Source organism: Acinetobacter sp. TUM15071, assembly GCF_008980925.1.
Classification (GTDB): Bacteria; Pseudomonadota; Gammaproteobacteria; order Pseudomonadales; family Moraxellaceae; genus Acinetobacter; species Acinetobacter dispersus.
Genome location: NZ_BKGB01000107.1, coordinates 1 through 205, shown reverse-complemented (window position 1 = coordinate 205; position 205 = coordinate 1). Strand labels below are relative to the sequence as shown.

Sequence of the window (205 nt, the reverse complement as noted above, 5' to 3'; positions counted from 1 at the left end):
GTTGCATCAATGGTTTTATCACCATCCGCCAACAGGTCACTACCTGCAACACTCGCGCTCCAGTTGCCTGTTGCTGGCTCAACGGTCGCTGTATAGGTCACGCCATTGATCAACAAGGTCACAGCACTGGTCGCTGCATCAGCAGGAACACCAGTCAAGGTACCTGTGATGGTTACATTGCCACCTGACTCTGCCGCATTCAATC

The 205-nt window shown here is 52.7% G+C and carries 1 protein-coding gene; it reads right to left on the bottom strand.

Annotation, left to right across the window (positions count from 1 at the left end):
* Positions 1 to 205 (bottom strand): hypothetical protein (locus GBI66_RS19635; protein WP_171494367.1); only part of this gene is annotated, 205 nt, incomplete at both ends.